This window comes from Marseilla massiliensis (assembly GCF_016899955.1).
Lineage (GTDB): Bacteria > Bacteroidota > Bacteroidia > Bacteroidales > Bacteroidaceae > Prevotella > Prevotella intestinigallinarum.
Genome location: NZ_JACJJL010000017.1, coordinates 1 through 22,750, shown reverse-complemented (window position 1 = coordinate 22,750; position 22,750 = coordinate 1). Strand labels below are relative to the sequence as shown.

17 protein-coding genes and 1 tRNA gene are annotated in these 22,750 nt (G+C 56.7%); 4 read left to right on the top strand and 14 right to left on the bottom strand.

The features are described from left to right. Together H6B30_RS10505 and H6B30_RS10500 are read right to left on the bottom strand one after the other, a co-directional pair. Positions 1-4,413, bottom strand: a complete 4,413-nt coding sequence (locus H6B30_RS10505) for a choice-of-anchor J domain-containing protein (RefSeq protein ID WP_205110375.1) — start codon at positions 4,411-4,413, stop codon at positions 1-3. Positions 4,414-4,650: 237 nt separating this feature from the next. Continuing rightward, positions 4,651-4,722 (bottom strand) — tRNA-Arg (locus tag H6B30_RS10500). A gap of 130 nt (positions 4,723-4,852) precedes the next feature. On the opposite strand from H6B30_RS10500, the gene rbfA reads away from it, so the two are divergent. Genes rbfA through H6B30_RS10480 form a run of 4 tightly spaced genes read left to right on the top strand, consistent with a single transcriptional unit; the run spans position 4,853 to position 8,652 of the window. Next, positions 4,853-5,188: a 30S ribosome-binding factor RbfA gene (gene rbfA, locus H6B30_RS10495; protein WP_205110373.1), complete on the top strand. Its 336-nt coding sequence runs from the start codon at positions 4,853-4,855 to the stop codon at positions 5,186-5,188. Further along, positions 5,185-6,381: a DNA cytosine methyltransferase gene (locus H6B30_RS10490; protein WP_205110371.1), complete on the top strand. Its 1,197-nt coding sequence runs from the start codon at positions 5,185-5,187 to the stop codon at positions 6,379-6,381. Before rbfA ends, H6B30_RS10490 begins: the two co-directional genes overlap by 4 nt. Before the next feature lie 55 nt (positions 6,382-6,436). Further along, entirely contained in the window at positions 6,437-7,663 is a 1,227-nt protein-coding gene (locus H6B30_RS10485; protein WP_205110369.1) for an FtsX-like permease family protein, read from the top strand. A gap of 56 nt (positions 7,664-7,719) precedes the next feature. Then, complete coding sequence (locus H6B30_RS10480) at positions 7,720-8,652, top strand: MBL fold metallo-hydrolase (RefSeq protein ID WP_205110367.1); 933 nt, start codon at positions 7,720-7,722, stop codon at positions 8,650-8,652. Positions 8,653-8,886: 234 nt separating this feature from the next. On the opposite strand, the gene H6B30_RS10475 is transcribed toward H6B30_RS10480, so the two are convergent. The 12 genes from H6B30_RS10475 to H6B30_RS10420 all read right to left on the bottom strand — a co-directional run bounded on the left by H6B30_RS10475 (position 8,887) and on the right by H6B30_RS10420 (position 22,650). Beyond that, positions 8,887-9,927 (bottom strand): alcohol dehydrogenase, encoded by a 1,041-nt coding sequence (locus H6B30_RS10475; RefSeq protein ID WP_205110365.1) that lies wholly within the window; start codon positions 9,925-9,927, stop codon positions 8,887-8,889. A gap of 245 nt (positions 9,928-10,172) precedes the next feature. Further along, positions 10,173-11,012: a glutamate racemase gene (murI, locus tag H6B30_RS10470; RefSeq protein WP_205110363.1), complete on the bottom strand. Its 840-nt coding sequence runs from the start codon at positions 11,010-11,012 to the stop codon at positions 10,173-10,175. A 48-nt stretch (positions 11,013-11,060) separates the two neighbouring features. After that, positions 11,061-11,654, bottom strand: a complete 594-nt coding sequence (locus tag H6B30_RS10465; RefSeq protein WP_205110361.1) for an OmpH family outer membrane protein — start codon at positions 11,652-11,654, stop codon at positions 11,061-11,063. A 185-nt stretch (positions 11,655-11,839) separates the two neighbouring features. Then, complete coding sequence (locus H6B30_RS10460) at positions 11,840-12,337, bottom strand: OmpH/Skp family outer membrane protein (protein ID WP_205110359.1); 498 nt, start codon at positions 12,335-12,337, stop codon at positions 11,840-11,842. Positions 12,338-12,464: 127 nt separating this feature from the next. Then, on the bottom strand, positions 12,465-12,977 hold the full coding sequence (locus tag H6B30_RS10455) for an OmpH/Skp family outer membrane protein (protein WP_205110357.1): 513 nt from the start codon (positions 12,975-12,977) through the stop codon (positions 12,465-12,467). A gap of 74 nt (positions 12,978-13,051) precedes the next feature. Continuing rightward, positions 13,052-15,673 carry a BamA/OMP85 family outer membrane protein gene (locus H6B30_RS10450; protein WP_205110355.1) on the bottom strand — a complete coding sequence of 874 codons (2,622 nt, stop codon included), beginning with the start codon at positions 15,671-15,673 and terminating at the stop codon, positions 13,052-13,054. A 28-nt stretch (positions 15,674-15,701) separates the two neighbouring features. Beyond that, entirely contained in the window at positions 15,702-16,442 is a 741-nt protein-coding gene (locus H6B30_RS10445; protein ID WP_205110353.1) for an isoprenyl transferase, read from the bottom strand. A gap of 4 nt (positions 16,443-16,446) precedes the next feature. Further along, positions 16,447-17,130: a type IX secretion system protein PorG gene (porG, locus tag H6B30_RS10440; RefSeq protein WP_205110351.1), complete on the bottom strand. Its 684-nt coding sequence runs from the start codon at positions 17,128-17,130 to the stop codon at positions 16,447-16,449. Between the two features lie 12 nt (positions 17,131-17,142). Beyond that, the gene (locus H6B30_RS10435; protein ID WP_205110349.1) at positions 17,143-18,546 is read right to left on the bottom strand and encodes a DUF6242 domain-containing protein; all 1,404 of its coding nucleotides are present in this window, start codon (positions 18,544-18,546) and stop codon (positions 17,143-17,145) included. Positions 18,547-19,148: 602 nt separating this feature from the next. Beyond that, the gene (locus H6B30_RS10430) at positions 19,149-20,024 is read right to left on the bottom strand and encodes a hypothetical protein (protein WP_205110347.1); all 876 of its coding nucleotides are present in this window, start codon (positions 20,022-20,024) and stop codon (positions 19,149-19,151) included. A 255-nt stretch (positions 20,025-20,279) separates the two neighbouring features. Then, entirely contained in the window at positions 20,280-21,464 is a 1,185-nt protein-coding gene (locus H6B30_RS10425) for a hypothetical protein (RefSeq protein ID WP_205110345.1), read from the bottom strand. A gap of 40 nt (positions 21,465-21,504) precedes the next feature. Next, entirely contained in the window at positions 21,505-22,650 is a 1,146-nt protein-coding gene (locus H6B30_RS10420) for a leucine-rich repeat domain-containing protein (protein WP_205110343.1), read from the bottom strand. Positions 22,651-22,750: the final 100 nt, after the last annotated feature.

Genomic DNA, 22,750 nt, shown 5'->3' with positions numbered 1-22,750 from the left:
TTAACGGACAGTCTGCTTGAAGACAATGGCTGCCCCTTGATCTGTAGTAATACGTATGACATAGACCCCTGACGCAAGGGCTGTCAAGTCTGCCTGCGCCACTTCGGCCCCGGGAGATAGCTGACATACCTTTTGCCCTTCTGGATTCCATATTTCCAGCTTCTCGATGACGCGGCCTTCCACCGACACACGATACTTGCGGCTGCCTGTCTGCTCCCATCTGAGGGCGCTCTTCTCGGGCAAGGCCGCCATACCGGTAGCCACTACATCGACCATGGCCGCTTCGGAGCGGTGGCCGTCGGCATAAAGCGCAGCGACATAATAGCGGCCGTCTTCTCCGCTGTGGGTTACCTGATAGCGGGTTGCATGGATATCGTTGGTAGTGAATATCGTCGAACCGCCATGCTTGACGTCATAGCCGATAAGCACAGGATTATCCGCCATGCTCCGCACCGCCTTCACGGCGGCCTTTTCAAAGCGCTGCGCCGTGGCGCCGTGGCCTCTTGCCTTCTCCATGTGGAAGATGAGTTTCTCCGACAGCGTAGTTGGAATGGCGGCATGGTTTCCATGTCTGCCCGCTTTTGCTGAAGAAGCGACAGCCAATTCGTCACGATAGCCAATGGTGACGTCGTCAACCATAAAGCCCAGCGCATAGGCGTCTTTTGCTGTCGACCTATGATGGAAGGCGATATAGAAATCTTTGCTTGTGTATGGCGCGAGGTCGATTGTCTGGCTTGACCAGTCCCATGATGTATCGTCGCCGTCGCCCGACAAAATCTTGTGGCCTTTCTCCAAGTCACCTGCCGTGGGTTGCCTGTCGCCGTCTGCCTCTACCACATAGACATCGAAGCGTTCGTAGCCTTTCTTCATCGCCAGCTTCAGCTCTTCAGCACCGGCTGGCATCTTCGGCAACACCGCCCAATCATCCATGTCGACGGCTTCCCTTGCGTTGAAATCATAGTTGTAACAACACAGTGCAGCCCTACCCTCATAAGCTTGCTGAGTATTTATCTTGAAGGTGTTCCCGTCGTTGTTGGCGTCTATGACGCGTATGTCTGCCGGGAAGCCGGCTGCGCCATATCCCTCGAAATCTTCCTTGTAGATAGGCTGAAGTAGGGGTTTCACCCATGAGAGCGTGACCATCCCTGTCTCGGCATCAAGGCTTCCGGTGAGGTTGCGCACCATCGCGTGGTTATCGTTGACGGTGATGAAGTCTTGCTTTGTCACAGTATTCGACCCGCTGCGGCCGGTTGCTGTCATCGCGATGGTATACTTGCCCGGAAGGCTGAAGCGTATCAAAGGATCGCGCACGGTGGCGCCACCGTTCTCGAAAGCAACACCGTCTGCTGGCGTGACTGTCCAAGCGTAAGTGTCGGCGGCCGGGAATCCTGTGGTAGTGTTTTTAAGCGAAACCGCTTCGCCGGCCGTGATGACGCGCGCTGCAGCCTCAAAATCGGCCTTTATCGGCTGTGTATAAGCCTCGCAATAGTCTGTCCGGGTGAATGTTCTCAACCCCATGTCGTTGGTTGCGACGAGGGTTATCGAGTATTTCCCGTCGGCTGTAAAACGCACTGTCGGCGACATGCTCCCGGCATTCCCATCGACAAACGTCACAGTTGAGGGCGAGAAGCTCCACTCCCATCGCGTCACGGGGTGTGACGGGTCTGAGTAAGTGGTGTTGACGAGGTGCACATCGTCATATCGGGAGACTTTCCTATCATTCGTCTCAAAAGCCGGGTCGGGCTTTGAGGCGGCGTGTTCGAGGCGAATGTCATCGAGACCGACTGCAAACGCCTTTCCCCTTCCGCCGTCGGCATGGTTGAACCCGATGTAGACGAGGTTGCTCTCGGGTGTGAAGGCCACTACCGTACGGCCATATTTCTTGTCGCTTTCTACGTTGACCTTAGCCAGTTGCTTGGTCATAGACGCAGGCTTGGCCTCTGTGCCAAGTGCAACGAGGAGCTGCTCGGCAGCTTTGTCGAAGCGGCGTGACCAGAACGACAGCCTGTAGGTCTGCCCGGGATTTACACGTACAGGGCAACTGATGAGCCAGTCGCTGGCTCCCCGCGTGAAGTTGGGGTAGTTGAGCGCATATCCCTCACCGTTGTAGGCCATGAGGGTATTGCTTTCTGTTGTCCAGGTCGACTTGTCACCATTGACATCCACGACGGTCCAGCCGCTTTGGTCGAGCGGTTTCTCAAAATCGAAAAGGCACTCAGCAGCAGGGGGGCACATGTCTACGGCCGTCCCCATGGTCGTAAGGGCAGCGAAATTATTGGAAACGACCTCGTCGGCTGCTGCCTCAACGGTAGCCTTGAGCTTGAATCTTACGAAACCCATGCTGAGGTCGGCCATGAAAGTCAGCGTTTTCTTCTCGCCGACAGCCAGCCCGAAGGCCTCACTGCGCAGAGTCTGCGCAGCAATGTCGGCATCCTCGGCCTCGACGGTCAGGTTGACCACTACCTGCCCCACAGCCTCATGCCCCATATTGGCCACCTCGACCGTCACAGGGGTCGACGCGGTAAAGCCGTCGGGGTCGACGCCGGGCTTCAACGCCACAATGCCGACATCGCTGCCTACGGCATCTATGCCCGTTGCCACGAGCGAGAAGTCTTGTGATTCGACAGGAACAAGGGATACGTGATATGCATCTCCGTCGCCGCCCTCCTCCTCTATCTGCGAGGTTTGCAGCTGCCCCTTGTGAGTAATCCTTATAGTGTATTGCCCGCCGGCGATGGGATTGTCGACAACGACTTGCTCTACATTGTCGACGTTGTTGTCGGCCCGTGTGGCAGGTGCAGCCGGGTTGCAGACATCGAGATGCCATGGAAGCATCGTCACCCCGTCGGGGGCAATGATGCGCAAGTCGAGGTCGTTGACGAGCATTGCCGTACGGTCGTTTACCACGCCAAGACTGGTCAGCTTGTCTGAAGCGGCATCGGCCCAGGCAATGGTCACCCGGAGAGGTTCGCCGCCGCGTGCGGTCACTTTCTTTTCAAAGCCTTGCCCTTCGGCAAGTGTTTCCTCGAGGATAAGGCTACGCTTCAGGTCGTCGGCAATTGCGTTGGCTGCGGCGAGGGTGTTGAGTATGCCCCACCCCATCTTATAGTCGGGCCCCGCTGCATCACCGGCCTCCTCGGCGGTACCTATGACAAGGGCGCGAAGCGTGGCGGCACGCATGAACTGTCCTTGATTCCGGCGGCTGTAGAACTCTTGAAGAAGACCCAGCGAACCGGTCACTATGGGGGCTGCAAACGAGGTTCCGCCGTTGAAGCCATACGCCTTGTCGCCATAAGACGTGGCCATGAATACGCTTGTGCCTATGGCGGAGATATCTGGCTTTATGCGACCGTCGTTGGTGGGGCCGGTACTCGAGAAGTCGGCCGGGGACCACGTGCCCCCGAGGGCATCCTCTTTCGACACCGCCCCGACGACAAGGGCGTTCTTCGAGAGCGACCCCGTCGGTATGCAATCGAATCCATGCTCCCCGCCATTGCGGCTGCGCTCTTTGGTTGAAGCCACCCACCGCTGCTTTACCGTGTCGAACACGTAGCGGTCGTCTCTCGGCCCTGGGCCGTCGCCGTTGGCATTGCCGGCGGCGAGCACATGAAGGTAATATGGCGAAAGGAGTGTGAGCTGGTCGAAGAGCTGGTCGCGGTCCGTATAGGCGCCAAAGGCAGGGTCTTCCGTTTGGTTGTCGAGGCCTACCCAGTAATATCCCGGGCCCGGGCCATAATCCCCAAATACCCATCCGCACAATGCCCCGTAGGAAGCGTTGGCAAGCAAGTTGCCATCGGCCATTACGCCGGCAATCTCGTACAGGTCGTTGTCCCAGTCGTAGGCCTTGAGGAGGGCTCGCGGGGCCATGCCGTGGGCTCGTGGGTCTACGCCCGATGCCACCATCGTTGAAGCAACAGATGTGCTATGGTCGATTGCCTCTATGTTTGGCTCCATCGCCATGACGCGGCCACCAAACTCCCTGTGGCTTGCCAAGGGCATGCCGCCGTCCCATTGGAAAAGCGTAATGCCCTCGCCTTCGAGGTCGTATATACTGTTGCCTTGCCAGAGGTCTGCAGTGTGCATTAGTTGCGCCGAAGCACGGGAAAAGGTGGCAAGATAGCGCGGACGCCCATCGGGCCAAAAGCCGTCGAGCCTGACGCTGCGCCCTGCGACCACCGTGTCGAGGGGGAGTTTCAGGCGTTGGGCACGCCGGCGGATGAGCTTGCGCTGCTCCTCGCTTGGCGTGACAAGCTGCTGTGTTCGCTGCAAGAGCACTAAGCGCGACTGGGCTTTGATGGCTTTTTTCTGCTGCCGGCTCTGCGCCGATGCCGACAGGGATAGAACCGATGCCAGAAAAAGCAAGATGGCCCGACTGTGGAACGACGTCCACGAATGGGTAAATGTTTTGATCATAAGCACTCTTATATTGATGGAACAAAAGGATTTAGGTCTTGCAAATATATACATAAATATTAAACAGGCAAGAAAAACCAAAAGAAAAAGCTTGCCGAAAAGATGATTGCCGCAAAAACTGCGAATACATCGGCACTACAGGCCAAGCCCTGGGGCAAGGCAACAACCTTCCCTACCCGAATGCGGGGGCACCCGGGGCACGGAGTCGAAAAAGCTGTTGGGAGACGAAAACAAGAGTACCCCGACCGAGAATCGAACTCGGATCTACTCTTTAGGAGAGAGTTGTTCTATCCATTGAACTATCAGGGCAATCTGTTTTTCAGCTTGCAAAGATACAGCAAATATGCCGAAATAACAAAAAAAAGGGAGTTTATTTTTGTGTTTCGCCCTATTTGGTGTAACTTTGTAGTCTAAACTACGCAACAAGACATAACATAATATGCAAGAGACAAGACAAAACAAAGTGGCCCGGCTACTGCAAAAAGAGCTCAGCCTCATATTCCAGCAACAGACACGGGCCACCCACGGCGTGATGGTATCGGTGACACGGGCAAGGATTTCGCCCGACCTCAGCGTATGCACGGCTTACGTAAGCATATTCCCGAGCGAGCACGGCGAGGAAATCCTGGCCAACATACGCTCAAACGAGAAAACCATACGCTATGAGCTCGGCACACGCATGCGCCACCAGCTGCGCATTGTGCCCGAGCTGCGCTTCTTCCTCGACGACTCGCTCGACTACATCGAACACATCGACGAGCTGCTCAAGAAATGACGGCCTACAACACCATATCGCTGTTTTCGGGGGCCATGGGGCTCGACCTCGGCATTGAAAAGGCCGGGTTCAAAATACGGGTGTGCGTGGAGAAAGACAAATGGGCCGCCCAGACAATAAGGGCCAACACAAGCATACCCGTAATAGAACGAGACATCAACGACGTGCACACCGACGAGATACTGGCTGCTGCCGGCATTGGCAGGCAAGACGTGACGCTCGTAATCGGCGGCCCGCCATGCCAGACATTCTCGACAGCGGGCAAGCAAAAGGGATTTGCCGACTTCAGGGGCAACGTGATGCTGCAATACCTGCGTGTGGTTAGAGACATCTTGCCAGAGTTTTTCATAATGGAAAACGTCAGGGGGCTGCAGTCGGCCAAACTCAACAGCGTGCCTGCAGAATATGCCGAATACGAGCCGATAAAGGATGTCAAAGGCAGTGCGTTCCACTTTATGGTAGCCGAATTCAGGAAACTGGGCTACAGCATAAGCCACGCGCTGCTCAACGCCGCAAACTACGGTGTGCCGGAAAAGCGCGAGCGAATAGTGGTGATAGGGCACCGGGGCGAAAGAGTGCCCATACCGAGCCCCACGCACTCGGAAAACGGTGAGTTAGGCACAAAGAAGTGGAACACGCTGCGCAGCTGCATCGGCGACATGGAACACCGCACAGACCTGCACTACACCGAGCTGCGCAAACGGAGCCGGCCGTACATGAAAATACTGAAAGAAGGCCAAAACTGGCGCAACCAGCCTGAAGACATGGCCATGCAGGCCATGGGCAAGGCATACTTCCTGTCCGGGGGCAAGACAGGCTTTCTAAGGCAGCTCAAATTCGACGAGCCATCGCCAACACTTGTCACCAGTCCGACCATGCCCGCCACACTGCTGTGCCACCCCACACAGCTAAGGCCGCTGTCGATAGAAGAATATGCAAGGATACAGCAATTTCCCGACTCATGGACTTTCAATGGGCGCCTGGAAACCATATACAAACAGATTGGCAACGCCGTGCACGTGGGATTGGGCCAGGCCGTAGGGCAACAGATAATGAGATTCATCAACGGACAGACCAGCGCAAACGAAGAAGCCCGCAACAATATACCTCATTCAAGGTACAAGAACACAAAATACAGGGATTTTGCAATTATGTTTGGACAACGAACATACAATCTCACGAAAACACTGTAGACGGTACAATAAGATGGAGCGACATAATCAAGTTTAATTCTGGAACAAAGCAACAATGAATTTCCCATTCTACATAGCGCGCCGATACCTGTTCTCGAAGAAAAGCACCCACGCCATCAACGTGATAAGCGGGGTGAGCGTGGTGGGCGTGGCCGTGGCCACGATGGCCCTGGTGGTGACGCTGAGCGTGTTCAACGGCTTCCACGACCTGGTGGCATCGCTGTTCACGGCCTTCGACCCGCAGCTTAAGGTGACGCCCGCAGTGGGCAAGACGGCCCCTGCCGACGACCCCGTGCTAACCCGGATAAGGCACCTGCCCGAGGTGGAGGTGGCCACGGAGACCGTTGAAGACATGGCACTGGCCATCTACGGCGACCGCCAGGCCATGGTGACAATAAAGGGGGTTGACGACAACTTCGACAGCCTGACACACATACGCGAGATACTTGTGGGCGAGGGCGAGTATGAGCTGCACGCCGCCGGCCTGAACTACGGCATACCGGGCATACGCCTGGCCGAGGCGCTGGGCACGGGATACCGCTACGACCGGCCGCTCAAGATTTACGCCCCGAAGCGCGAGGGGCAGCTCAACATGGCCAACCCCACCGACGGGTTTGTGGAAGACGAGCTTTACTCGCCGGGGGTGCTCTTCAGCGTAAAGCAAGCCAAGTATGACAAGAGCTACATAGTTACGTCGATAGGCTTTGCCCGCAACCTGTTCGGGCAGCAGGGAATGGTGTCGGCCCTCGAGCTAAGGCTCAAGCCCGGCACCGACTTCGATGCCGCAAAGGAGAAGATAAGGCAGATGGCCGGAGGCAAGTATACGGTGAAAGACCGATTCGAGCAACAGGAAGACACGTTCAGGATAATGAAGATTGAGAAGCTCATTGCCTACATCTTCCTCACGTTCATACTGGCCGTGGCGTGCTTCAACATCATCGGGAGCCTGTCGATGCTCATCATCGACAAGAAGGCCGACGTGGCCACGCTGCGCAACCTCGGGGCATCCGACAAGCAGATTGTGCGCATATTCCTATTCGAGGGCCGAATGATTTCGGCCATAGGGGCAGTGCTCGGCATTGCCGTCGGACTGCTGCTGTGCTGGCTGCAGCAAACCTACGGACTGGTGGGGCTGGGCCGCTCGAGCGGCTCGTTCATCATCGACGCCTACCCCGTGAGCGTACATCCGGAAGACGTGGCGCTGATATTCGTCACCGTGCTCGCCGTGGGCTTCATCGCCGTGTGGTACCCGGTGCACTACTTCGCCCGCAGACTGCTGTGAGCGCCGCCACCCACGGGCATGGCACACCAACCGACAACATAAAACAACAACAACTCATGAGCAAGACAACCACAACCATCAGACTAATCGCTGCAGCGGCCGTGGCCGCAATAATGGCCGCTTGCGGCAACCACCAAAAGGGCGACGGAGGCAACAGTGGCGACAGCAGTCGGCAGACTGCGGTGATGTCGCCTTTCGTACGCATCAACATCGACTCGACCATGGCCCTGGTGTCAATACGCGACAATGCCACGGAGAAGAAAATGCCCAACAGGCTGTTCTACGGCAAGGGCGACTCGGCCGAGGTTGAAAAACTGTCGCCCGAGGGCAGCGTGCCGTCGTCGGTGAGCTGCTTCATCATAGAGACGCAAGGCAAGAGGGCTCTCTTCGACACCGGCGTGGGCAAGGCCAACGGAGGGGTGCTCATGGATAGGCTGAAAAGCCTGGGAATAAAGCCGGAAAGCATAGACTACATATTCATAACCCACTTCCACAACGACCACACAGGGGGCCTTACCGACAACGGCAAGGCTGCATTCAGCCGGGCGCAGCTCTACGTGCCCGAGGCCGAATATGCCTACTGGGCCGGGGCCGGCGGCAAAGGCAGCACGGCCATTAAGGCCGTAGGGGCCTACGGGAACAGGCTCCACCGCTTCGGCTACGGCGACAAGCTGCCGCTCGGTGTCAAGCCCATGGCAGCACCGGGACACACGCCGGGCCACACTGTCTACATTGCAGGGAGGGTAATGATAATGGGCGACCTGTTCCACGGACTGCCACTGCAGATACAAGACCTCAACCTGTGCGCCGACTACGACATGGACCGCACCAAGGCCATCGAGTCGCGCAATAAATACACCTTAATGGCAGTACACAACGGAATGATGGCGGCCGGGATGCACTTCTTCGGCACAGGGATGGTTGACTTCAAGATGAACGAGAGAGACATGGAGCTCAAATCTTTCGAACACAACTTGCCAAAAAGATGACAGCCATAGCCTGGCGCTGCATACGGCAGACAATAGCTCGCCCGAACCGCCGCGCCACCCAGGCACAAGCCCAGCAGGCGGGAAAAGAAAAACCGTTGCGCCCCGTTTCGCATTGCGAAACGGGGCGCAACGGTTAATAGCACGGGCCATTCGGGAAGCCAGGATGGCCCGTATGGCACAGGCCGACGCCGACAGGCCAAAAGCCAGTCGCCTGGTGCGACCTAATGGCGGCACTCAGCGCGAACAGTCGACGGCCACCTTCATCACCCCGTCGGCATGGCTCTCAAACAGGCTGTAGGCCCGCCCTATGTCGCTCAGCGCAAAGCGGTGGGTGATAAGCGGCGTGGCATCGAGCTGCCCTTCGGCAATGAGACGCAGTATCTCGGCACAGTCGCAGCCGTCGACGCCACCCGTCTTGAACGTGAGGTTCTTGCCGTACATCTCGGGCAGGGGCAGCACCTGCGGCCCGTCGTAAAGCGCCACGACAGTGACCACGGCGTTGGGCCGGGCACACTGCCAGGCCAGCCGGAACGTGTCGGCGCCGCCTGCCACCTCAAACACCACGTCGGCACCGCCATGCTCGCTCTCTGCCAGCACGCAAGCTTGGCACGAGGCAGAGTCGGTGACCACCACATGGGGCCACCGCGAAGCCACAAAACGGCGGCGCACAGGATCGTTCTCGCACACCACTATGCGCCTCGGGCCCTTCAGCAGGGCGCACAGCAGAGTGCAAATGCCCGTGGGCCCGGCACCGATTATGAGCACCGTGTCTAACGGCCGCAGCTCGGATATGCGCACAGCCCAAAAGCCTGTGGCCAGCACGTCGCCCACGAACAGGGCCTGCTCGTCGGTCACCGACGGCGGTATGGGCGTAAGCCCGCAGTCGGCATAAGGCACCCTGACATACCCGGCCTGCCCTCCGTCGATGCGGCAGCCCAAGGCCCACCCCCCGTTGGGGTCGGTGCAGTTGTTCACATAGCCGTGGCGGCAGAAATAGCAATGGCCGCAAAACGTCTCGACATTGACCACCACGCGGTCGCCGGGGTCAACAGACGAGACGCCCGTGCCCACCTCTTCGACCACACCCACCATCTCGTGGCCCACGGTTATGCCAGGCACGGCACGCGGCAAGCTGCCATGCTTTATGTGCAGGTCGCTCGTGCAAATGCTGGCCAGGGTGACTCGGACTATGGCGTCGCGGTCGTCGGCGATGGTGGGGCGCGGCTTATCGAGAAGCTCGAAACGCCCCTTGTCTACATAAGTATATGCTAACATATCAGTAACATTTATGGATAAGTAGGTGTTCAAAATTAATTGCCATCAAATTGTGCGCTATTTCGGAGATGCATGCCAAAGTCCGAAGAGAGAGCGTAGCGGGCTACGCGACCGATGAGACTTTGGTATGCGGCCCGAAAGAGCACACAAGATGGTGGCAAAGATATAGAGGACACCTGCAAGGTATATTGTATCGGTTAATTTTGAACAGCTACACATCCGCGCTGCCTGCGGCCACCGGGGGCCTAAGGCAGCACTATTGTCTCTACGTCGACATGCTCGTGCAGGAACACCCGGGCCGAATCGCGGAACTTGTCGGCGTTCTCGGTGGTGAGGTAGTGGACGCTGCCGTTTCTCGTACACTTGCGCTCCATCTCGGGATGGCGCACGAAATAGTCGCGCAGGCTCGAGGCCACATACTCGCCCTGGGCCACTATGCGCACCCCGGGGTTCACGTATTTCACAATCTTTGGCATGAGCAGGGGGTAATGGGTGCATCCGAGTATGACGGCATCGATGTCGGCATCGAGCGCCATGAGCTGGTCGATGCGCTTCTTTACGAAATAGTCGGCGCCCGGGCTGTCGGCCTCGTTGTACTCCACGAGCGGCACCCAGAAGGGGCAGGCCACGCCCGACACACTGATGTCTGGGAAGAGCTTGTGTATCTCGAGGTCGTAGCTGTGGCTCTTGATGGTGCCCTCGGTGGCCAGTATGCCCACGTGGCGCGTCTCGGTGAGCGAGCCAATGACCTCGGCCGTGGGCCTGATGATGCCCAGCACGCGCCTGTCGGGGTCTATGCCAGGCAGGTCGTTCTGCTGTATTGTGCGCAGCGCCTTGGCCGATGCCGTGTTGCATCCCAGTATGACGAGGTGGCACCCGAGCTCAAACAGCCTTACCACGGCCTGGCGCGTGAACTCGTAGACGACGTCGAACGAGCGCGGCCCGTATGGCGCGCGCGCATTGTCGCCAAGGTAAAGATAGTCGTAGCACGGCAGCAGCTTGCGTATTCCGTGCAATATGGTAAGCCCGCCGTAGCCCGAGTCGAATATGCCTATGGGGCCGGGGGCGGCATTCAGTTTGTCCATGTCTGTGGGTCCTCCATGCCCCGGGCGCGGCTCATGCGCGCCAAGGGCTCACTTTAGCATATCTATCACCATCAGGGTCACGTTGTCACCCATGGAGCTGTCGATGAAGGGACAGGCGTTGCCATCGATGTTGATTACGAAGGCGTAGCCGTTTTGGCGCCCCACGGTGCGTATGGCCGCGCGCAGCCGCCGGTGGAGCGGGGCGAAGATGTCTTTCTCGGCCGACTCGATGAGACGGCGGCTCTCCTGCCTGAACGCCACGTTGCGCTCGAGCAGCTCCTGCAGCTCGCCCTGCCTCTTGTGCAGGATGGTGGCCGGATAGCCCGCCTGGCCGTCGAGGAACTCCTCGTACTTGGCGTTGAACTCGTCGGCCACGCGCCGGGCCTCATCGTCGTACTTAGCCTTGAGCTCGGCCAGCCGCTTGCTTGCCGTGGCATAGTCGGGCATGGCCTTGAGGGCCGTCTCATAGCTCACGTAGCCGAAGCGCAGCACCGGCCGGGGCTCGTGGCCCTCGTCGGTCACCACTACCATTGAGTCGACGGCCAGCGTGTCTACCTCTACCTGGGCGCCCGCACAGAGCGGCAGGGCTGCCAACAGCGCCATAAGCGCCGACCGCAATGCAGTCTTGAAAATAATCGTCATGTGTCACTACGCTTTTTAAACAAGGGCGCGCAACAGCCGCTGAGGGCGTTGCGCTATCCCATAGTTGTCAGAAAATAATATGTGGCGCCACGCCAAGGGGCTGATGGCTGCCACATGGCCGGGCACCGGGGCGCCTGGCCGCTGCCGGCAGTCTGCCGCAAGGGCGAGGGCCGGCCGTGGCAGCGTCACTTCAGGCCGAGCTTGGCCTTCACGTCGGCAGTGACGTCGGTGCTCAGCGTGGTGCTGATGTAAGGTATGCCGCCGGCAACGTCCATGATGTAGACATATCCACCGGCCTGGCCCACCTGCTTGATGGCGTCGACCACCTTGGTGGTGATTACCTGCATCTTCTCCTGCGAAGCCTTGGCCAGAGCCTGCTGGTTGTCCTGGTAGCTCTGCTGTATCTTCTGGTACATCTCCTGCAACTCCATCTCACGGCGCTGGCGGATGTTCTCGGGCAGCGTGGTGCGTGTGGAGTCGTAAGCCTGCGACTTGCGGGTGAGCTCGTCCTGCATGCTCTTCAGGTCGTCCTCATACTGCTTCTGCAGGGCGTCTACCTCTGTCTTGGCCTTGTTGTACTCGGGCATCGCCTGTATTATCTCCTGTGAGTTAACGTGTCCGAACTTCTGTGCGAATGAAGCCAATGGCGCAAACATCATGAGCGCCAAGAATAACTTTTTCATTGTTCTTTGTCCTTTTTATTGTTGTTAATTATGTTTGTCCGTGCAAATGCCGTAACCGGTCGCCCCGGACGCCGCCACAGGGCGTTCGGGACGGCCGTCGACAGGCCTGCTGCAAACGTGGGCCGCATCAGTATGAATAGCCCAACTTCTGCAGCACCTCGTTGCTTATGTCTATCTTCGGGCTGCCAAAGATGATGCCCGTGTCGCTTGCCCTGTCGAGCACGAGCTGGTAGCCGCGCAGGTCGGCAATGTCTTTCACCGCATTGTATACCTCCTCCTGTATGGGCGTCATGAGGCTCGTGCGCTTCTTGAACAGCTCGCCGTCGGGGCCGAAGTATTTGCGCTTGAGCTCGGCTGCCTGCTTCTCTTTTTCCATGATGGCATCCTGCCGCTCCTTTTTCTGCTCCTGCGAGAGGAACACCACCTCGTTCTGGTAGTTCTTGTACATGGTCTGCGCCTCGGTCGACAGTGCCTCGACCTCTGCCTGCCACTTCTTCGACACCTGGTTGAGCTGCTCGTTGGCGCGCTCGTAGGCAGGTATGTTCTTAAGTATGTATTCCATGTCGACAAGCGCGAACTTCTGCGCGCTCGCGGCCACGGCCGATAGCACCATGGCCATCATCACCAATACTTTCCTCATAAGAATCTCCTTTCCTCCATTTCTTTTTGCTGTTATGATATATGCTGTAGCCAAGGGGCGCGAGGCCCCGTGCGTCAAAACTCCTGGCCGAGCACGAAGTGGAACTGGCTGCCGCCCTTGGTGCCGGTAGACAGGGCCTCGTCGAAGCCGTAAGCCCAGTCGATGCCCATCAGGCCGACCATCGGCAGGAAGATGCGCACGCCGGCGCCTGCCGAGCGCTTCATGTCAAACGGGTTGAACTTCTTGGTGTCGTACCAAGCATTGCCACCCTCGAGGAACGCCAGTCCGTAGATAGTGGTGTTGCCGAGCATGAACGGGTAGCGCAGCTCGAGCGTGAAGCGGTCGTATGCGTAGCCCGGCGCCGAGTATGGCGTGAGCGAACCGTTCTCGTAACCACGCAGGCCTATGGTCTCCTGTGCATATCCCGACGAGTATCCGCTCATGCCGTCGCCTCCCATGTAGAAGGTCTCGAACGGCGACTTCTTGAAGCGGTTGTACGACCCGAGCAATCCGAACTCAACGCGCGACATGAGCACGAAGCACTTCTGGCCGCTGGTGAGGGCCGTATAGTTGCGGAACTTGAACTTCCACTTGTGGTACTCAATCCACCTGTACTTGTCTTCCTGCTCGCTCTGGAACGTGGCCGAGTTGGCGTCGGTGGCCAGGTGCTCATAGTCTTTGCCGTCCCACAGCGACCATGGCGGCGTGAGCGTCACCGAGGCCAGGAACTCCGACCCGCGGCGCGGGAAGAGCTGGTTGTCGGTGCTCGTTCGCGACAGGGTCACGCCGAGGTTGATGTTGTTGCAGTTGCCGTTGGTAATGATGAAGTACTGCCAGTCCTTGAGCATGTAGCGCTGGTATGCCAGCGACACCGACAGCTGGAAGTAGTCGTCGGGCCAGCGCAGGCGCTTGCCCCATCCCACCGAGAAGCCCACCAGCTGCACATACTTGTCGTCGTCGAGGTAGCTCTCGTAGTTGTTGTAATAATAGTTGTTGTAGCTGCCGTAGTAGTTGTAATAGTTCATCCAGCTGTTGTTGTAGTAGTTGCTGTTCACGTCGGTCTGCTTCGAGTAGAACGCTCCCACGTTGAACGCGTTGGGGCGCTTGCCCCCGAACCACGGCGCCGAATAGCTTATGCTGTACGACTGGTAGTAAGTACCGTTGGTCTGTGCGCTGAGCGCCAGCTGCTCGCCGTCGCCTATCGGCATGATACCACGGTGCATCTTGTTCTTGCCGAAGAGGTTGCGCATCGAGAAGTTGTTGAGCTTGAGCGACACACGGCCTATCACACCCGTCTGTCCCCATCCCAGCGAGAACTCCACCTGGTCGTTAGACTTCTGCTCGAGCTCCCAGTTGATGTCCACCGTACCGTCTTCGATGTTGGGCTTTATGTCGGGGTTGACCTTCTCCGGGTCAAAGAATCCCATAGATGCAATCTCTCGCGCCGAACGCATCAGGGCGTCTTTCGAGAACAGGTCGCCGGGCTTTGTGCGCAGCTCGCGGCGCACCACTTCCTCGTAGAGGCGGTCGTTGCCGAATATGCGCACGCTGCTGATGTGGGCCTGCTGCCCCTCGGATATCCTCATCTCGAGGTCGATGGAGTCGCCCACCACATTGACCTCGGTCGGCGTGAGCTGATAGAACAGGTAGCCGTTGTTCCAATAGTAGTTGCCCACGGCGTCTTCGTCTTCCTCGAGGCGCTTCTTCAGGCGCTTCTGGTTGTACACATCGCCCTTCTTCATGCCGAGCAGCATGTTGAGGTTGTCGGTAGACACCACGGTGTTGCCCACCCATGTTATGTTGCGTATGTAGTATTTCTGCCCCTCGTCAATCTCGACGTAGATGTTTACATGGTTGTGGTCGTGGTTCCACACGCTGTCCTTGACGATGACCATGTCGCGGTATCCCAGCTCGTTGTACTTGTCGATCAGGTTCTGCTTGTCGGCCTCGTAGCGCTCTTCGGTAAACTTCTTCGACTTGAGGAACGACGACAGCTTGCCTGCCTCGTGCGTCTTGGCGAAGGCACCCTTGGTGAAGAGGCTGCCCTTTATCTTCTTGTCCGACAGGTTCTTGTTGCCCACGAGGTAGATGTGGCGCACCTTCATCTTGTCTTTCTTGTCGACATTGATGTCGAGTATCACCTGGTTCTTGGCAGCAACGTCGTCGCGCTGCTGTATGTCTATCTCGGCGTTCTTGTATCCCTTCTCGTCGAAATACTTCTTGGCCAGTATCTTAGCCCTGTCTATCACGTTAGGCGTGATCTGGCTTCCGGGCATGATGCCCAGCCGTGCCTCGAGGTCTTCGCGCTCCGACTTCTTCAAGCCGTTGTAGTTGATGGTGCTCACCCTGGGCCTGACCGACAGATTGAAGCACAGGTAGACCTTGGAGCCCACAATGGAGTCGACCGTGACGGAAACATCCGAGAACAGGCCGTGCCTCCAATAGCGCTTCACCGCCTCAGTTATCTCCGAGCCGGGCACTGTCACGCGCTGGCCCACAGACAGGCCCGAGATGCCCGTGAGGACATAGTCCTCGTAGCCCTCTACCCCCTTGACGGTGAGCCCTCCTATCTCGCACGAGCGCGGTGTGCCGGCGTACGATATCTCCGGTTTGACAATCTTGTCCTGTGCCGTGGCGTATAACCCAGCCAACAAAGCCGCGGCAAGCAGCCCAAGCATCCTCTTCATATATTCCATCCCAAATATGATAATGTATGAGTTTCGTTCAATGTTCATCCCCTTCAACCTGAGCCTCGGTCTTGCCGAACCGGCGCTGCCGTCCCTGGTAACTGGCAATGGCCTGGCGCAGGGCCGCCTCGTCGAAGTCGGGCCAGTAGGTATCGCAGAAATACAGTTCTGAATATGCAATCTGCCACAGCAGGAAGTTGGATATGCGCAACTCGCCCCCTGTGCGTATCAGCAGGTCGGGGTCGGGCATGAAACGCGTCTCGAGCCTCGCCTCTATGTCGGTGTCGGTGATGCTCGCCGGATCTATGCGCCCCTCGATGGCGTCGACGGCAATCTGCCGTGCGGCCTTGGTCAGCTCCCACCGTGCCGAGTAGCTCAGCGCCACCACCATGGTCATGGCCGTGTTGGCCGCCGTGTGCTCCTCGGTCTGCCTGAGCTTGTCCTGCACCTCCTGCGGCAGCCGCCCGATGTCGCCTATGACGCGGAAGCGTACGTTGTTCTTCATGAATATCTCGTCTTCGAGCGACGACAGCACCAGCCCCATCAGGGCCGCCACCTCGTCGGCAGGACGGTTCCAGTTCTCGGTCGAGAAGGTGTAAAGCGTGAGGTATTCAACGCCGAGCCGCACACACTCCGACGTTATGCGGCGCACCGACTCCACCCCGGCCTGGTGGCCGTAGCTGCGCTGGCGCCCCCGTTCCGAGGCCCACCGCCCATTGCCGTCCATGATGATGGCAATGTGGCGTGGTATGCGTTTCATATCCAATTGTTCTGTCATAGAGTCAAAATCTATCGTTATGGCATGTCCGGCATTTTGCCCACACGTCGTAGGTGAGCGATAGCCGCAACATGCTGTAGCTGTCGGTATTCTTGAACATCCCGCTGCTGTCGATGCCGTAGGGGTCGTCGGTGCCGTCGAGCTTGTCGCTCAGCGAGAAGTGTATGGCCCATTCCAGGGCCAGGTTGAGCCTTGTGGCCACCTTGTACTTAACGCCAACGCCTATTGGCAGGTTGCCCGTCACCACGCTTCCCGACGGTGTCTTGGCGTATGTCAGCCCGAGGCCTATGGCCACGTATGGCGTGAGCCGCTTTGCCCCGAAGTATTCGCGGCCGGTGCCGTAGGGCCAGAAGTTGTATTCAAACCGCAGCCCGGCGTCGACCAGCGTGTTGCTGAACGACACCACCGAGTCTTGCAGCCCAGGATACCACGTGCTCACATCGGCCGACGAGCCCTTCAGTTTGCCGTATGTAATGTCGAGCCCCAGGGCCATGCGCGGGTTGAACCGATATTTGGCCACCAGGTCGCCGGCCACTTGGTTGTTGGCCAGGATGCTGCCGTTGAAGTCGCCCTGGTAAGATAGCAGCCCCACCCCGCCGCCTATCTCGGCCCTGTATTCGGGGTCGGTCTGCGCCCCCGCCGTGATGGCGGCGGCCATGGCCATGGCTATGACGAGCAGCTTCTTCATCGGCCCCTCCCGTCACTGCTGCCAGCCCATGCTGTTGAGCCGTCCGCGCCACACCTGGCCGGTGCCTGCGCACACTATCCATATATGCCCGTCGGCGTCGGTTGCCGCGGCAAAGGCCGTGGCCGAGGCGTCAAACGCATCGGGGTAGGCATACGAAGAGTTTGCCTTCCATGTGATGCCACCGTCGCGGCTCTCGTATATCCGCGAGAACGGCTGCTCCTTGCACCCGCCTATGCCGGCGCCGCCAAAGGCCAGCTCGCTGTCGCCGTAGGCAATGACGGTGAGGCCGGCGAGCCTCGGCAGCAGGTAGTTGTTGCGGCTGTCCTGGTCCATGTACACCCACTTGCCCTGCTCGCTGCCATTCGAGTATTCCACTATCTTACGCCAAACCACGGCCGTAGAGTCGTCGGGGTAGGCCTCTATCGAGCGGTTGCCGGCGAGCATCACGTAGTCGGTGCTGTCGACATAGCCGTAGGGCGCCGTGCACGATGTCATGTCTTGCGCGGGCAGCAGCGTGCCGGGAGCGTCGGTGGCGTCGTTGCGCCATGAGCGCCCACCGTCGGCCGACACCACCATCGCGCCGCTGGCTTCGATGCCATAGAGCTCTGTAGTGCTGGCCCCCACGAGCCGCTGCGGTGCCCCCTGTGCCGCCACTGCCTCGAAGGCAGTGCCGTCGGTGGTGCGGCGCAGCGTGCCGCCGTCGAGCACGAAGAGCGTGTCGCCCTTCACCGCCACATTATTATAAGCGTCGGGACCGAAGGCCGCCCCCGTAGCAGTCCACGTGTTGCCGTCGGAGGCCTCTGTGGTGTATACCACCGTCGAGCCGCCCTCAAGCCCGAAGAGCACCATCCTGCCGCCAAGCCCCACAAGGCGCATGCCGCCCATGGCTGCGAGCGAGGCGTTGTCGGCCATACGCGTCCAGCGGAACTCGTCGGCCACCTCGCGGTGAATGTTCACCGTCACCTTGTACAGGCGGTACGAGCGGGCGTCAGAGGCGTATGCCCTCAGGTAGCGGGGCTTGCTGAAGTCGGTGCTGTCGGTCGACGAGAGCGACTTCATCGAGTCGCGGGCGGCGTTCTCGATATACACCATGGCGTTGTTCTTGGTATAAACGCCGCAGAGCAGCTTGGTGGCGTCGACCCCCACGGGCAGCGAGTCTACATTGTAAATCTCGCCCTTGAGCTGGTCGATGTAAAACGGATAGTCGGCCACGCTCTGGTCGTCGACCACATACGTGGAGTCCTCCCCCGTCGAGGAAGTGGTGTGCTTGGTTATCTTAGCGCTTGTTATCTGAAACTGGGTAATGGCAATATCATCATAAAGCGTCACATCATCGGTATAGTCGGTGTCTAAGCACGACACAAGTAATGTTGCCGCCGCGAACAGCAGGCACAGATGACCAATGTTCTTACTCATTCGGTATTTATTTTTATTTTTAGCTGCAAATTTAATCACATTTCCGTAAATAGCGGCATCTTTCTGTCTTTATTAAATAAAAAACATACTAAAACGGGGCATTTTAAGTTCTGTTAGTTCAAAATAGCCGTTTTATGCCGACGTACCGGCCAAGGCCCCTTGCCGACCCGCAGGCAGAGCGGCAAAAGGCTGTGCTCCGCATCGTTACGGCAAACGCATGCCGGCGCGGGGCGAGCCCATAATGAAACAGCGCGGTATGAATCACTCACCCCGCGCTATTCCCTCGGACGGATGCCGTTGAAGTCATTGAATATCAATGCCCACAAAGGCACAACCGTCGTCATGAAAATCTAATAACATAATCTTTACCTTAAATCTATTAACTACTAACCTAATGAATAACAGTACCATTGTCGCAATGGTAGCGCAAAGATACAATATATATAAGGGAAAACAAAATTGCGGGGCATGTTTTTTCGACGCCCTCGTAATTTATTGATTTAAATCAACGCAAAAATCGGATGCACGGCTGCCTGCGCCACAGTCTGCGCCAAGGGGAGGCAATCGGCCTTGACTAACGCCAATAGGGCCGGCAACCCACGTCAATCTCCGGGCTCGGATGTCATGGCTATCTCCACTTGCTGCCCGTCGCGTATGGCATTCCACATGGCGTCCCTGGCCACCATAAGCTCGGTCTTGGCCTGGCTTTCGGGCCATGTCCTCCCAAAGCCGTCGGCAAACATTGAGAGCGCAGCCGCATTCTGCGTGTTTGCAATGCCTATGCTCAATCGCCCGCCGTCCATTTCATAAAACATGGCCAACGGCACGCGGTCGTCGAGGCCAAAGATGAATATCGGGGTATAAGGCCCTTGCGGTATGCCCGTCCACGCCTCGCAGAAGGCGTCGCATTGCTCGCCGGTAAGTTCCAGTATCAGCTCGCCGTCATTTTCCGTAAACCAGTATCTCGTTGTCATCCAATGCGCCGGTTCATCGCCGCCGGCGGGCTTTATCCAGATGTCGAGCGTGAGGTCTTCGTTAAACCTCATGCCTATCTCGTCGTGCTTGGTTCCAAGATATTTGCCTATGCTTACCAATGCGTTTCTTATGGTCATCTCGTTGGGGTAAACAATACCGTCATACTTTGTAGTTCCCAAGATGTCTTTGGTCACGTTGAGAAATCCATCGCCCGTCTTGAACACAAATGTACGGCCCGTCTCAATGCCTTTCGGCGCATAGGCAATGTCCAAGACCACATAGCCGTCGGTCACATATTTCTCGGCGGGGGTGTATGTGCCTCTCACGGTCATCTCGTATCCCGGCGCATCGCTCTTGCCGGTGAAGCCGACAGTCCTTTCGCCGGGCACGGCATCGATGTCTACGGTGAAACTCTTCGCCAATTCGGCAGTGAGCCCGCTTATTGTCATGGTCACCGCCCCACCGGCGCCGTCGCAGGCAAATTCCACGCCTTTTATTGCCACCTCCTCGCCGTTTAATGTCGTTCGGCACTGTGACTAGCTTAAATCCACTCCATCCATTTTTCCGATCTCTACCACTCCCCTGACAGCATCGTCATTGCTGCAAGCGGTAAATAAACTTGCGAATAGTGCAACAGCCACAATTCGCACTAAGTGTCTGGTTTTCATAAACAAATTAGTTTAAGTTTTACATTCAGCTATTATTTCATCTATTATTTCATCACATAAATCGCCTGTGGGCAACATCCATACTGTCGTTCAACGACTTAGTTTCACCACTTGCCCCTTTCCGTCATCAAAGTATATGCGCACGAGCATGTACGGGCCAGGGATTTCACTCTTTGCGATTACAACTGTTTCTGCCATCACGGGCACGTCTCGCAGCATTTGCCCGCCCACACTGTAGCACACGACGCGGGAGATGGGCTTGGAAGATTGAAGGGTGTATGCCTCGCCACCGTCAACAACAGACAAATCACCTGGATCACCTTGCAAGTCTTTAATATCTGCATATATTATTTGATTTATTGAAAGCTCCTTCCAACCCTCAGCCTGCTCGTAAAGACCGATACTCTCCAGGGGAACATAGACTGCCTGAGGGTCGCCATCAGTCAAGAACACATCGTCTCCCAATCGCGGAGGTACTGACGCCATACACACCAAGGATGGTTCAGGCGCATACCACTCCCTACTATATCTCGTTGGCAGGTTCCACTTAATATAGGCAAAAGCCCTGTCACCAATTGAATCAACAGACTCAGGAATGATCAACTTGCCAGACATGAGCATCCCTTCATAACAATTTGCATAAATTGTACGGGTTCCATCCTTAGCCAAATATGAGTATGTACCAGCCTCATAATAGGATATCGGTGAAAAATACAACACGGTGCCATCTTTCGAATACACACGGCCATCATCATACTTGCAATATTTGTTGCCAATTGATGGAACCACACGAGTTACCCTCTCATTTTGTACATACCAATCTCTGCCATTATACACAAAACGTCCAAGCGTAGGGTACTTGCCAGCCAACTCAAATATACACTCAAAACCAGTGACATTGTAACGTCCTACACACTCAACGCTTAGCGAATAGTCTGACAGATGCTTTATTTTTTTAGGTAACAGCACACGACGCCCATTTTCCTTTGGGGTATGCAAAGTGCAGTGGAAAGCGTGCGCAGGAAGCGTGTCTATGTCGGCGTCAAGCAGGTCGAGAGTGTCCAGACGGTCGAAAAGCGAGTTGCGCAGGTAGGCATAGTCTTCTTCGGCGAGGCTGCCGGTTATCTTCAGGTTGGTGACGCCAGCCTTCTGCTCGTCGGTGAGAAGGTCTTCAAGGCGGCTGCCGTCAACGTGAACGGTCACGGTGGTCGACTCCTGCGCCGTCATGGACAACGCCATGAATGCCAACGCTATAAATGTAATCATCTTCTTCATAATCAGTTCCTTTCTTCTCTTTTCGGTTATAAACAGTCGATCAACGACTTAGTTTCACCACTTGCCCCGTTCCGTCATCAAAGTATATGCGCACGAGCATATACGGGCCAGGGATTTCGCTCTTTGCGATTACAGCTGTTTCTGCCATCACGGGCACGTCTCTCAGCATTTGCCCGCCCACGCTGTAGCACACGACGCGGGAGATGGGCTTGGAAGATTGAAGGGTGTATGCCTCGCCGCCGTCTGACACATCCACACTGCCATTCTCACCTTCAATGGCCTTGATACTAAGATAATTTTCCATTGATAATATACCAATATCTTTCCAGCCTTCAGCCTGCTCATAAAGCTCAATGCTCTCTTCGGGCACATAGACACAGTCAATACCCCCATACCCTGAACCATCCATAAAAACATCATCTCCCAACCTCGGCGGTACTGTGGCCTCAAACAACAGGCCGGGCAAATGGTGAGAATAATGGAATGAGATAGGAATTGCAAGTTCTGCATTCAAGAATGCCATGTCACCAATAGAATCAACAGAGGCTGGTATAACCAACTTATCGCCTATAACACAATTTGCAAACGCACTGGAGTATATAGTACTAACGCCAGCGGGCAAACTGCCGCCAAGCCCGTCACGTTCCATATCGTTTACAAAAAACAACACACTGCCATCTGCAGAGCACAAAAACTCTCCATCCATCACACAAGACTCATTGCTCTCAGATAGATCAATGTTACATCGACTTTCACCAGCCCCGCCATATACATACTTGTCCAACGTGGGGAACGGGCCAGCAAGCTCAAATACGAGATCCGCATCCCCCATGCTAAAGGCAGAGTCGGCCAGATGCTTCAATGTTTTTGGAAGTATCACCCTGAAATCAGCAGTATATACACCTGTCCTATTCCAGTTGAAAACATTGCTTGGTATCGTGTCTATGTCGGCGTCAAGCAGGTCGAGTGTGTCCAGCTGCAAGAAAAGCGAGTTGCGCAGGTAGGCATAGTCTTCTTCGGCGAGACTGCCGGTTATCTTCAGATTGGTGACGCCAGCCTTCTGCTCGTCGGTGAGAAGGTCTTCAAGGCGGCTGCCGTCGACGTGAACGGTCACGGTGGTCGACTCCTGCGCCGTCATGGACAACGCCATGAATGCCAACGCTATAAATGTAATCATCTTCTTCATAATCAGTTCCTTTCTTCTCTTTTCGGTTATAAACAGTCGATCAACGACTTAGTTTCACCACTTGCCCCGTTCCGTCATCAAAGTATATGCGCACGAGCAT

Coding starts and splice junctions, on each gene's coding strand:
- H6B30_RS10505 (WP_205110375.1), bottom strand. CDS start 4,413: ATGATCAAAACATTTACCCATTCGTGGACGTCGTTCCACAGTCGGGCC.
- rbfA (WP_205110373.1), top strand. CDS start 4,853: ATGCAAGAGACAAGACAAAACAAAGTGGCCCGGCTACTGCAAAAAGAG.
- H6B30_RS10490 (WP_205110371.1), top strand. CDS start 5,185: ATGACGGCCTACAACACCATATCGCTGTTTTCGGGGGCCATGGGGCTC.
- H6B30_RS10485 (WP_205110369.1), top strand. CDS start 6,437: ATGAATTTCCCATTCTACATAGCGCGCCGATACCTGTTCTCGAAGAAA.
- H6B30_RS10480 (WP_205110367.1), top strand. CDS start 7,720: ATGAGCAAGACAACCACAACCATCAGACTAATCGCTGCAGCGGCCGTG.
- H6B30_RS10475 (WP_205110365.1), bottom strand. CDS start 9,927: ATGTTAGCATATACTTATGTAGACAAGGGGCGTTTCGAGCTTCTCGAT.
- murI (WP_205110363.1), bottom strand. CDS start 11,012: ATGGACAAACTGAATGCCGCCCCCGGCCCCATAGGCATATTCGACTCG.
- H6B30_RS10465 (WP_205110361.1), bottom strand. CDS start 11,654: ATGACGATTATTTTCAAGACTGCATTGCGGTCGGCGCTTATGGCGCTG.
- H6B30_RS10460 (WP_205110359.1), bottom strand. CDS start 12,337: ATGAAAAAGTTATTCTTGGCGCTCATGATGTTTGCGCCATTGGCTTCA.
- H6B30_RS10455 (WP_205110357.1), bottom strand. CDS start 12,977: ATGAGGAAAGTATTGGTGATGATGGCCATGGTGCTATCGGCCGTGGCC.
- H6B30_RS10450 (WP_205110355.1), bottom strand. CDS start 15,673: ATGGAATATATGAAGAGGATGCTTGGGCTGCTTGCCGCGGCTTTGTTG.
- H6B30_RS10445 (WP_205110353.1), bottom strand. CDS start 16,442: ATGACAGAACAATTGGATATGAAACGCATACCACGCCACATTGCCATC.
- porG (WP_205110351.1), bottom strand. CDS start 17,130: ATGAAGAAGCTGCTCGTCATAGCCATGGCCATGGCCGCCGCCATCACG.
- H6B30_RS10435 (WP_205110349.1), bottom strand. CDS start 18,546: ATGAGTAAGAACATTGGTCATCTGTGCCTGCTGTTCGCGGCGGCAACA.
- H6B30_RS10425 (WP_205110345.1), bottom strand. CDS start 21,464: ATGAAGAAGATGATTACATTTATAGCGTTGGCATTCATGGCGTTGTCC.
- H6B30_RS10420 (WP_205110343.1), bottom strand. CDS start 22,650: ATGAAGAAGATGATTACATTTATAGCGTTGGCATTCATGGCGTTGTCC.